This is a genomic window from Nevskia sp. (assembly GCF_021732705.1).
Taxonomy (GTDB): Bacteria; Pseudomonadota; Gammaproteobacteria; order Nevskiales; family Nevskiaceae; genus Nevskia.
The window spans coordinates 99,820-110,975 of sequence record NZ_JAKFUM010000017.1; the positions used below are offsets into that span (position 1 = coordinate 99,820).

Annotated in this window: 10 protein-coding genes and 1 pseudogene; 8 read left to right on the forward strand and 3 right to left on the reverse strand. The window is 68.0% G+C overall.

All coding sequences use genetic code 11. From position 1 onward, the window contains the following. The first annotated feature begins 23 nt into the window (after positions 1-23). The 5 genes from QZ951_RS18065 to QZ951_RS18085 all read left to right on the forward strand — a co-directional run bounded on the left by QZ951_RS18065 (position 24) and on the right by QZ951_RS18085 (position 5,689). Positions 24-1,178 carry a hypothetical protein gene (locus QZ951_RS18065; protein WP_293003126.1) on the forward strand — a complete coding sequence of 385 codons (1,155 nt, stop codon included), beginning with the start codon at positions 24-26 and terminating at the stop codon, positions 1,176-1,178. Next, on the forward strand, positions 1,175-2,341 hold the full coding sequence (locus tag QZ951_RS18070; RefSeq protein WP_293003128.1) for a hypothetical protein: 1,167 nt from the start codon (positions 1,175-1,177) through the stop codon (positions 2,339-2,341). Before QZ951_RS18065 ends, QZ951_RS18070 begins: the two co-directional genes overlap by 4 nt. Next, positions 2,338-3,138 carry a CHAP domain-containing protein gene (locus QZ951_RS18075; RefSeq protein ID WP_293003130.1) on the forward strand — a complete coding sequence of 267 codons (801 nt, stop codon included), beginning with the start codon at positions 2,338-2,340 and terminating at the stop codon, positions 3,136-3,138. The genes QZ951_RS18070 and QZ951_RS18075 overlap by 4 nt, the downstream gene beginning before the upstream one ends. Before the next feature lie 157 nt (positions 3,139-3,295). Further along, positions 3,296-3,775 (forward strand): DUF3015 family protein, encoded by a 480-nt coding sequence (locus QZ951_RS18080; protein WP_293003132.1) that lies wholly within the window; start codon positions 3,296-3,298, stop codon positions 3,773-3,775. Positions 3,776-3,778: 3 nt separating this feature from the next. Further along, entirely contained in the window at positions 3,779-5,689 is a 1,911-nt protein-coding gene (locus tag QZ951_RS18085; protein WP_293003134.1) for a DUF4105 domain-containing protein, read from the forward strand. A gap of 57 nt (positions 5,690-5,746) precedes the next feature. Here QZ951_RS18085 and QZ951_RS18090 read toward each other — a convergent pair whose 3' ends face one another. The 3 genes from QZ951_RS18090 to QZ951_RS18100 all read right to left on the reverse strand — a co-directional run bounded on the left by QZ951_RS18090 (position 5,747) and on the right by QZ951_RS18100 (position 8,761). Beyond that, entirely contained in the window at positions 5,747-7,174 is a 1,428-nt protein-coding gene (locus tag QZ951_RS18090) for an NAD(P)(+) transhydrogenase (Re/Si-specific) subunit beta (protein ID WP_293003136.1), read from the reverse strand. A 97-nt stretch (positions 7,175-7,271) separates the two neighbouring features. Next, positions 7,272-7,553 (reverse strand): NAD(P) transhydrogenase subunit alpha, encoded by a 282-nt coding sequence (locus tag QZ951_RS18095; protein ID WP_293003138.1) that lies wholly within the window; start codon positions 7,551-7,553, stop codon positions 7,272-7,274. An 83-nt stretch (positions 7,554-7,636) separates the two neighbouring features. Further along, a complete protein-coding gene (locus QZ951_RS18100) occupies positions 7,637-8,761 on the reverse strand; it encodes an NAD(P) transhydrogenase subunit alpha (protein ID WP_293003140.1) in 1,125 nt (374 codons plus the stop codon). Positions 8,762-9,083: 322 nt separating this feature from the next. Between QZ951_RS18100 and QZ951_RS18105 the strand changes: the two are divergent. The 3 genes and pseudogenes from QZ951_RS18105 to QZ951_RS18115 all read left to right on the forward strand — a co-directional run. After that, a pseudogene (locus QZ951_RS18105) lies at positions 9,084-9,509 on the forward strand (DUF4331 family protein); the annotation flags it as partial. Positions 9,510-9,634: 125 nt separating this feature from the next. Continuing rightward, positions 9,635-10,714, forward strand: coding sequence for a DUF4331 domain-containing protein (locus QZ951_RS18110; RefSeq protein ID WP_293003144.1), 1,080 nt, complete (start codon positions 9,635-9,637; stop codon positions 10,712-10,714). 11 nt (positions 10,715-10,725) lie between these two features. Beyond that, positions 10,726-10,992, forward strand: coding sequence for a hypothetical protein (locus QZ951_RS18115; protein ID WP_293003142.1), 267 nt, complete (start codon positions 10,726-10,728; stop codon positions 10,990-10,992). The last annotated feature ends 164 nt before the right edge of the window (positions 10,993-11,156 follow it).

The following is an 11,156-nucleotide window of genomic DNA, read 5'->3' on the forward strand; positions in this document are numbered from 1 at the left end:
GCACGCGAGGAGGCCTGTCGACGATGGCGCTTTCCAGCAACTCCAAGCGAGGGCTTGCGCTGACGGCGCTGCTGCCGGTGCTGCTGTCGGTGTATTCCGAATATCGCAAGGACGCCGAAGCGCAGGCGCAGCGGCTGTCGGCGCGAATCGAGCTGACCCGCAAGCAGCGCGAGATCGAGCAGGAGCGCGACCTCGACAACGCCCGCCGAATGCTCGCCACGCTGACCGGCGACGTCGCCGATCCGAACGACGCGCAGCACGACGGCTCGTTCTGCAATCACCTGTTCGTCACGTCCGAGCTGGTGCGATTCACGCGCAGTTCGCGCGCCACGCGCCAAGTGCTGAACAGCGCGCTCGAATATCCGGACAAGACGCCGGAGGCCGGCGCGGTGCCACGGCCGCTGGCCTGCCAATGCGGCAGCGAACTGAGCCTGATGCGCACCAGCTGGGCACCGAGCCGGCGGACCACCGCCAGCCTGCCGGTGGTGGCGGAGATGACCGAAACCCTCGGTCGCGTGATCGAACTGTGCGAACCCGAACCGGCCATGGTCCCGGCAGCCGCATCCGGGGCCGCATCGACGCCGACCCGGCAGGGTGTCGCGCCGGTGCAGCCATCACCCGTGCCCGTGCTGGCCGCCGCTCCGGTGCCGCCGGCCGCCGGCCGCACGCCGGCACCCGTCGCCATCGTCCAGGCACGCCCTCAGCCGGCAGCGCCGGATACGCGCGCCGCGGCACCGGTGCCGGCACCGATCACCGCGAGCGCCGCGCCGACCCCGGCAGGCGCTGCCGACGGGGCGATCTGCACCGGTGCCTCGCCGGACAAACCGCTGCGGGGACCATTCAAGGACGCCCCGGTGACCGTCTACATCCAGATCGCCACCGAAGCGCAGCGGCCGATCGCGCAGCGCCTGCAGCAGGCGCTGGCATCCGCCGGCTACGAGATGCCCGGCATCCAGCGCGTCGGCGTGCCGCGTTCGCTGCGGTCGCCGGAGCTGCGCTTCTTCCGCGTCGAGGATGGTGCCGCCGTCGATGGCTTGGTCGACGACCTGCGCATCGTCTGCCCGAGCGAATTCGATGACGCGGCAGCGCCGAAGCTGCTGGCGAGCCTCCGCAACCAGGCGCTGCCCCGCACGTTCGAGATCTGGTTTCCGAAGCCGGCCGCCGGAGCGCGCCCATGATCCTGCAATTGATCGACGTGATGATCGGCCTGTCGCTGGTCTACCTGATCTTCAGCACCGTGGCCTCGGCGCTGGCCGACCTGTTCGAGGCCACGCGCGGCATGCGCGGCCGGCTGCTGGAACGCGGCATCCGCACCCTGCTGGCCCGCGTCGTCACCGGCGACGGCAAGCTGGCACCGGTGCAGGATCCGGCCGCGCTGCTGCGGGCGCTGTACGACAGCCCGTCGATCTATTCCCTGTTCCGCGACGATTACGAGCCCGGCGGTCGCCGCCTGCCGTCCTACATCCCGGCCGAGCGCTTCGCCAGCGCCATCCTGATGCTGGCCGAGAACGGCGAGCTGAAGCAGGATTTCACCCGCATCCGCGACACCCTGCTCGCGTTCAGCGGTGTCGATGTCGCGGCCTTGCCGCCGGCGCAGTGGCTGGACGCCGCGCACGCCCAGATCGTCGCCTACTACAACGAGACGATGGATCGCGTCACCGGCTGGTACACGCGGCTGGTGCGCTGGCGGCTGTTCATCATCGGCCTGCTGCTGGCGCTGGTGTTCAACGTCGATTCGATCCGGCTGATCCGGCAACTGTCGGAGGACGACACGCTGCGCCAGAACCTGGTCAGCCAGGCGCTGATCGATCACGGCGACGACGGTGCGCTGATGGCGTCGTCGGTGGTCGACACCGTCGATGACGATGCCGTGCAGCGGGCCCAGGACCAGATCAACCGGCAGCTGGCGCTGGTCGAATCGCTGGGTCTGCCGATCGGCTGGACCCGGGCGGAGTGGCAGCGGGTGTCGAACACCGCGCCGCCGGCGAACGCCGAGCCCGGCACGCCGCCGCGGCGCTGGAGCGTGGGCCGACTCCTCGCCAGCGGTGCCGCGTGGTCGAAGCTCGCCGGTCTGCTGCTGACCGCCTGCGCGCTGTCGTTCGGGGCGCCGTTCTGGTTCGACCTGGTCAACCAGCTGGTCAAGCTGCGGACCTCGATCAAGCCGGACGAGCGCGCGCGCAAGGACGCCGCGACGGCCAGCAGCGGCGGCGACGGTGCCGGCGATGCAGCGCTGACGCCGGCCGTGGTCCGGATCGAAGTTGCGCCGACGCAGGCCCCGGTGCCGCCTGCGTCCGGCGGCGTCCCGCGAGGCACCGCCCAGCCCAGCGGAGAACCCTCATGAATCCGTATCCCGGTCGCATCATCCGAAAAGGCGAAGCCGATGCCGAGTTGGTCAAGGCCATCCAGCAGCGCCTGCAGGCCAGCGCCTATCGCTGCGTGGTCAACGGCCTCTACGACGACGACCTGGCCTCGGTCGTCAGCCTGTTCCAGGCCCAGAACGTCGATCTGCTCGGCAACCCGCTGCAGGTCGACGGCAAGGTCGGTCCGTTCACCTGGGATCGCCTGTTCGACAACGTGCCGAAGGTCGATGCCGGCGTGCCGTCGTCGGCACTGCTGCTGCAGGCGCTCGGCGTGGCGATCTCGCAGGTCGGCGTGCGCGAGCAGCCGGAAGGCTCGAACAGCGGGCCGATGGTCGACCGCTATCTGCAGAGTGTCGGCATCGCGCCGGGGCAGGGCGGGCCGGATCAGCGCTACTGGTGTGCCGCGTTCCTGTTCTGGTGCCATGAGCAGGCCGCCACCGCGCTCGGCCGCGGCTCGCCGCTGGTCAGGACCGCCGGCTGTCTCGATCACTGGAACAAGGCCGGCAAGCTGCCGAATGTCGTGCGCATCACGAAGAAGCAGGCGCTGGCCGATCCCACCGTGGTCGTGCCGGGCCTGATCTTCATCCAGGACCACGGCAGGGGTGCCGGGCATACCGGCATCGTCGAGCGCTCGGAATCCGGGCGGCTGTTCACCGTCGAGGGCAACATCGCGCCGGCCGGCAGCCCGGGTCGCAACGGCGTCGGCGTGTTCCGCAGCGAACGGCGCAAGCTGACCGACGACGAGCTGGTCGGCTTCATCGACTACTCGCGTGCTTGAGCCGCACCATCGGCTGCGGGCCCGCGTGGCCTATGCGCGGCGGCGCACGCAGGCCGGGCAGCGCGCCGTCGCCGACGTCGGCATCTGTTACGGTGCGGGGGCAGGTCATGAGTCGTCACGCGTTCATGGACCGTTGCGCCCTTCAAGGAGATCCACCATGAAAAAAATGCTCGCCGTCGTCGTACTCGCTGCGCTGCCATTCGGCACTGCACTGGCCGATCAGGACATCGGTTGCGGTATCGGCACCCAGATCATGAAAGGCCAGAACGGCCTGATTTTCCGCGTGCTCGGCGCCACCACCAACGCCTTTCTCGGCAATCAGACCTTCGGCATCACCAGCGGCACGCTGGGCTGCGCGCAGGCCGGTCTCGTCAACAGCGACGTGCGCCGCACGATGTTCGCGGCGACCAACGTCGATCAGCTGTCGGCCGAAATCGCCGCCGGCGAAGGCGAAACCGTGACCACGCTGGCCGCGCTGTACCACGTCGCGGCCGCCGATCTGCCGCGCTTCGTCGCGCTGGCACAGGCCCGTCATGCGCAGCTGTTCCCGAACGCCGACGTGACCACCGGCCAGGTGCTGGCGGCGCTGGAAACGGCGATGGCGGAAGACGCGCAGCTGGCCCGCTACGTCGGCTGATCGATGTCGATGCTGCAGTGCCGGACGGCCCCGAAAGGGGCCGTTCTTGTCTGGGCTGCCGCCCTGTGCCTGGCACGGCCGGCCGTGGCCGACGACGCGGCGTACCGCGACGCGCTGATCGTCGAGGCCGACGCCCGAAAGCTCGCGTCAGCGCCGGCGTGGGCGCACCTGCTGCATGTCGAGCCGGCCGCGTTCGGGCCGGATCGCAGTACCGTCGAAAGCCGCTGGTTCTTCGTGGCCGATGACGGCGCGACCGATCCCGCCGCCGAACTGCGCGCCACGCTCGCCGCATTCTTCGATCCCGCCCCGCGCGCGCCGCGGGCGGAATCGGCGCAATGCCAGTTCGGTGCGCGGTTCGCGTGGCTCGATGCGCAGCTCGGCTTCGATCGTCAGCGGCTGCCGCGCCAGCCGTGCGCCGAACGCGACAGCTGGATGTCGCGGCTGGCGCCGGAGCAGGTCTGGGTGGTGTTCCCGTCGGCCTATGTCAACAGTCCGGCGTCGATGTTCGGCCACACGCTGCTGCGGCTGGACGGCCCGGAAGTCACCGCCGCCACGCCGCTGCTCGCCTACGCCGCGAACTACGTCGCCGAAACCCAGGAGTCGAACGGCCTGCTGTTCGCGGTGAAGGGGCTCACCGGCGGCTACGTCGGGCAGTACAGCCTGCTGCCGTACTACGACAAGGTGAAGGAATACGCGCGGCTCGAAAGCCGCGATCTGTGGGAATACCCGCTGACGCTCGATGCTGCCGCACGCGAGCGCCTGCTGCTGCATCTGTGGGAACTGCGCGGCGCGGCGTTCACCTATTACTTCTTCACCAAGAACTGCTCGTACCAGCTGCTGACCCTGCTGCGCGTTGCCGATCCCGGCATCGACTGGCACGGTCAGTTCAGCGGCTGGGCGATCCCGACCGACACCTTGCGCGTGCTCGCGCCGAGGCTGGGGCCGCCGAAATTCCGGCCGGCGCTCGGTACGTCGATCCGGGCGCAAGGTGCGGCGCTGAGCACGGACGATCGGCAAGCGGCAGTGGCGCTGTCGAGCGGCGCAGCGACCGTCGAATCGCGGGCTGCGGCGCCGTCTGCGGCCGTGCTGACCCTGGCGAACGACCTGCTGCAATACCGCTTCGCCGCCGGCGACGTGAAGCGCGAGGACGGTGCCGCCCGCTCGCTGAGCCTGCTGCGCGCACGCGCCGCAACCGGCGAGAAAGGCGGCCGTGCGACGCCTGCCGCGCCGGTCATCGACCCGGTGCAGGGCCACGGCACGTCGCGTGTCGCCGTCGGCACGCAGCTGCGCCCGGACGGCACCGACAGTCTCCAACTGGAATGGCGCGCGGCCTATCACGATCTGCTCGACCCGCCCGGCGGCTATGGCGACGGTCAGTCGATCAGCTTCTTCGACATCGGCCTGCGCACGCGGCTCGCGAACGGCGCGACGACGCTGGACCATGCGACGGTCATCAACATCGTCTCGATCGCGCCGCGCGACGTGCTGTTCCAGCCGATCTCGTGGCGCTTCCGCGCCGCGCACGAGCGCCCGGATCTCGGGCTCGGACGCGATCCGCGCATCACCGTGCTCGAAGGCGGGCCGGGGCTCGCCTGGGGACGCTTCGACCGCGTCGTCGGCTACGGCAATCTGGAATTGCGCACGGAAGTCGGCAACGCCCGCGACCAGGGCTACAGCCTGCAGGCCGGTCCGCGGCTCGGGCTGCTGGCCCGGCCGCTGCCGGGCTGGACCGTGCTCGGCGAGGCGCGCTGGCTGCCCGGTGGCGTCGGCGACCATACGAATGTCCGCAGCCTTGGCGTCGAGCAGCAGTGGGCGATCGATCGCGCCACCGGGCTGCGGCTCGGCGTTCAGGCGCTGTGGCGGGATGGTGCCGAGGCGCGGCAGCTGACCCTGCGGCTGGTGCGCTACTTCTGACGCGACGCCCACGAAAAAGCCGCCCGAAGGCGGCTTTCTCAAAGCAACTGCCGCGGCTCAGTGACCGCCGCCGTCGAGCGACTTCACCGCCTGGATCATCTGCACCAGCACCTTCTGGGCGTCGCCGTAGACCATGTTGGCGTTGTCGGCGAAGAACAGCTCGTTCTCGACACCCGAGTAGCCCTTGCCCTGGCCGCGCTTGACCACGTAGACCTGCTTGGCCATGTCGACGTTGAGGATCGGCATGCCGTAGATCGGGCTCGACTTGTTCGTGCGGGCGGCCGGGTTCACGGTGTCATTGGCGCCGATGACGATGGCGACGTCGGCTTCCTTGAACTCGCCGTTGATGTCTTCCATGTCGTAGATGATGTCGTACGGCACGCCGGCTTCGGCGAGCAGCACGTTCATGTGGCCGGGCATGCGGCCGGCGACCGGGTGGATCGCGAACTTCACCTCGACACCGGCGTCTTGGCACAGCTTCACGAACTCGTAGAGCTTGTGCTGGGCCTGCGCCACGGCCAGACCGTAGCCCGGCGCGATGATGACCTTCGATGCATAGCGCATGTTGATGCCGGCATCGCCGGCCTCGATCGGCTTCATCGAGCCCTTGATCTCGCCCTGCTCCTCGCCGGCGGCGGCGCCGAAGTTCGAGAAGATCACGTTCGACACCGAACGGTTCATCGCCTTCGCCATCAGCAAGGTCAGCAGGGTGCCGGCCGAGCCGACCACCATGCCGGCGATCATCAGCGCCGGGTTCTGCAGCACGAAGCCTTCGAAGCCGACGGCCAGACCGGTGAACGCGTTGTACAGCGAGATCACGACCGGCATGTCCGCGCCGCCGATCGGCATCGTCATCAGCACGCCGAAGATCAGTGCCAGCAGGAAGAACGCCGCGGTCATCCAGACCGGCGCATGGCCGTGGGCGCCGAACGCGATGTACAGGCCGAGGGCGAGGGTGGCGACGAAGAACGTGCCGTTCATCACCTGCAGGCCGCTGAAGCGCCACGTGCCGTTGACCCGGCCGTCGAGCTTGGCCCAGGCGATCACCGAGCCGGACAGCGAGATCGCGCCGATCAGCGAGCCGATGATGGTGACCACCAGCGGCATCGTCGCGTGCTCGGCACCCGGCCGGAACAGCTCGACCGCGCCGATCGCGGCTGCGGCACCGCCGCCCATGCCGTTGTACAGCGCGACCATCTGCGGCATCGCGGTCATCTCGACCTTCTTGCCGCTGACCCAGGCCCAGCCGAGGCCGATCGCCAGCGCCACCGCGCCGAGCGCGGCATTGACCACGAGATGCGGCTTGGCGGCTTCGTTGACGTTGAACACGTACAGGAAGCTGGCGACCACCGCGATCACCATGCCGAGACCGGCCACGCGAATGCCCGAGGCCGCCGTGACCGGCGACGACATCCGCTTCAGGCCGTAGATGAACAGGAACGCGGCAGCCAGGAAGCTGGCGTCAATGATGAGAGTTGGATTCATTGCTTGATCCGTGAGGCGTTAGGCGTGAGGGGTGAGGCGTGAACGGCAGACAGGAGCGGGCGGTTGCGCCTCACGCCTGTCGCCTCCCGCCTCACGACTACTTCGACGACTTGAACATCTGCAGCATGCGTTCGGTCACGACATAACCGCCGGCGGCATTGCCGGCACCGAGCAGCACGCCGACGAAGCCGATGACCTGCTCGGTCACCGTGGTCGCGTTGAGCAGCGCGAACAGCGCGCCGACGACGACGATGCCGTGGACGAAGTTCGAACCCGACATCAGCGGCGTGTGCAGGATCGACGGCACGCGGCCGATGATCTCGTAGCCGGTGAAGGCGGCGAGCATGAAGATGTACAGCGCGATGAATCCGGTCAGCATGGACGTCTCCGTGAGGTGTGAGGCGTGAGGGGTGAGGCGTGAGTCGCGTGGGGCTTTACGCCTTCCGCCTCACGCCTTCCGCCTCACGCTTCTACTGCTTTCTTGGCCGCTTCGTTCTTGATCTCGCCGCCATGGGTCAGGCAGCTCTTGGCGATGATCTCGTCGTTCCAGTCCAGTGCGATCGCCTTGTCCTTGAGGAACAGTTCAATCAGGTTGTACTGGTTCTTCGCGTACAGCTCGGACGCGTGCTCGCCGAGCAGGCTCGGCACGTTCAGCGGCGCGACGATCGACACCTGGCCGACCTGGGTGGTCTCGCCGGGCACGGTGTATTCGGTATTGCCGCCGCCTTCGGCCGCGAGATCGATGATCACCGCGCCGCCCTTCATGCCGTCGACCTGCGCCTTCGAGATCAGCTTCGGGCTCGGACGGCCGGGGATCGCGGCGGTGGTGATGATGATGTCGGCCGCCTGGATGTGCTTGGTGACGACGGCGGCGATCTTGGCCTTTTCCTCGTCGGTCAGTTCGCGGGCGTAGCCGCCGGCACCGCGGGCGTCGACACCGGTGTCGATGAACTTGGCACCGAGCGATTCGACCTGTTCCTTCACTTCCGGGCGCACGTCATAGCCTTCGACACGGGCGCCGATGCGGCGCGCGGTGGCGATCGCCGACAGGCCGGCCACGCCGACGCCCATCACCAGCACCGTGCCCGGCTTGATCGAGCCGGTGGCGAAGGTGGTCATCGGCATCATGCGGGCGATGCTGGTGGCACCGAGCAGCGCGCCGTAGTAGCCGGCCAGCGCAGCCTGCGACGACAGCGCGTCCATCGACTGGGCGCGCGTGATGCGCGGCACCAGTTCCATCGCAAGGCAGGTGATCTTCTTGTCGCGCAGTGCCTTGACCAGCTCCGGTTCCTTGTGGGCATAGACGAAGGAAATCAGGATCGCGCCTTCCTTCATCGCGCCCACGGTCTCGACGCTCGGCGGCTGCACGGCCAGCACGATGTCGGCGTCGGACACGAGGCCCTGCGGATTGACCGCGAACGCCACGTTCTTGAACGCGCTGTCCGGCAGCTTGACGGCGTCGCCGGCGGCGGACTGCATGTGAAGTTCGGCACCGAGCTTGACCAGCTTGTCGGCGACGGCGGGAACCAGAGCCACCCGGCGCTCGTTGGCGCGGGTTTCTTTCAGCACGGCAATTTTCACCGGCATTGATGCTTCCTCGATGGCAGGCGATTGGCGCCGTCGACATCCCGTTGACGGCAGGACGAAGGCGCAAAAAAAGCCGGGTCGCGCACCGCGCGCAGGCCCGAGCGTCGCGAAGTCTAGCGGATGGGGTCGGTGAACACACCAAAATCCTGAGGATTCGGCATTTGCAATCGGCTCTTTCAAGCCGATGAAAATCCTTGATTTCGTTATGTGCGGTAGCGCTGCATCCGATCCCCGAATGCCCGCGTAAGGTGATGTGCCTTGCCAGAGGATGGTGAGGTGTGTCCCCAAACATATAACCCCCTATTCGGAGATCACCATGCGTATGAGGAAAGCAGTTCCCCTCGCGCTCGTCGCAGCCGCGACGAGCCTGACGGCCCAGGCATCCAGCCATGCCGAAGCACCGTTCATTGCCCAGAACTCCACGGTCGACGCCACCGACCTCTACATGTTCCGCAGCTACGAAGCCGGCCGCGCCGGTTACGTGACGATCCTGGCGAACTACAACCCTCTGCAGGATGCCTACGCCGGTCCGAACTTCTTCGCGCTGAACCCGCAGGCCCTGTACGAAATCCACATCGACAACAACGGCGATGCGGTCGAAGACCTGACCTTCCAGTTCCGCTTCACCAACACCTTCCGCGGCATCACCGTCAACGGCGCGACCAGCGGCCCGGCGGTCAACGTCGCGATTCCGCTGATCAATGTCGGCGGCATCACTGCGGCCAACCCGACGACGAACCTGAACCGTCTCGAAACCTACACCGTCTCGCTGGTGCGTGGCCCGCGTCGCGGCGCCAACGTGGCCGCGGTGACCAACGCCGGCGGCGGTGGCACCACGTTCACAAGCCGGTCGACAACATCGGCAACAAGTCGATCCCGGACTACACCGGCTACATCGCGCCGTACATCTACAACGTCAACATCCCGAACTGCCCGATTCAGGGCCGCGTGTTCGTCGGCCAGCGCCGTGAAGCGTTCGCCGTCAACCTCGGCGAGGTCTTCGACCTGATCAACCTGAACCCGCTGGGCGGCCGCGCCACCCGCGGCAGCGCCACCGCCGACAAGAACATCACGACGCTGGCGCTCGAAGTGCCGGTCAGCTGCCTGACCACGACGACGACGGTCAACGGCGTGACGGCGACCGAGCCGGTCATCGGCGCCTGGACCACCGCGTCCCTGCGTCAGGCACGCGTGCTGAACCCGACGCCGCAGGGTCCGACGACGTCGACGGCCACCCAGCCGCGCACGTTCGGTCCGGAAGTTTCCGGCGGCGCGTGGACGCAGGTGTCGCGTCTCGGCTCGCCGCTGGTCAACGAAGTCGTCATCGGCATCACCGACAAGGACCGCTTCAACGCCAGTTCGCCGAGCGGCGACGTCGCCACGTTCGCGAACTACGTGCTGACGCCGGCGCTGCCGGTGCTGGTCAACGCGCTGTTCAGCGTGCCGCCGCCGGCCACGCCGCGCGTCGACCTGCTGAACGCCTTCGTCACCGGCATCCGCGCCACGCTCGGCACCGGTCCGACGGCCACGACGATCGACTTCACCCATCCGCGCAACGTCGCGCTCGCCAGCCCGTTCACCGGTGCCGGCGAAATGCTGCGTCTGAACACGGCGTTCCCGACGGCCGCGAATGCGGTTGCCCCGGCGCCGACGCTGGCCGGTGATCTCGGCTTCCTGGCCTGCGATCTGAACGGCTTCCCGAACGGCCGTCGCCCGATCGACGATGTCACCGACATCGCCCTGACCGTGGCCGAAGGCGCGCTGACCGGCACCAACGGTCTGCAGACCTGCGACCTGAGCAGCGGCACGCCGACGGTGGTTCGCGCCGGTGCGGTGGTCAACGACGGCGTCCGGGTTGATCCGGCACCGCTGCTGCCCGTGTTCCCGTACCTCGGCACGCCGTTCCCGGGTTCGCCGAACGGCCCGAACAACGTCAGCAACCCGGCCCCGTGAGGAGGACGCCCATGAACAAGCTCCTGCTGTCGCTCGCACTGGCCTCGGCCGGCCTGCTGGCGGCCTGCGACAACGGCGGTGCACCGCCGCCGGCACCGCCACCACCGCCACCGCCGCCGGTCGTGGAACCGCCACCGCCGGCCAGCACCGCGCTGTCGACGGTGGTTCAGGCTGCATTCCAGACCACCAACGAAACGGCCCTGCCGGTCAACATCAACGCGTTGAACATCGATCCGTCGGATGAAACGCCAACGCTGTACAACAACCTGCTGATCTAGTTCATCGGGTTGGCTGCAACAGAAAAGCCCCGCTTCGGCGGGGCTTTTTTTTTAACCCCGCTTAACCCCACTTTAGTCCCACAGGTAAGCGTATAGTCTCAATATAGGGGAATAAATCCCGCACCTGCCAAGAGAGCCCTGGAAGCTTCTGCGTTTCCAGTGAT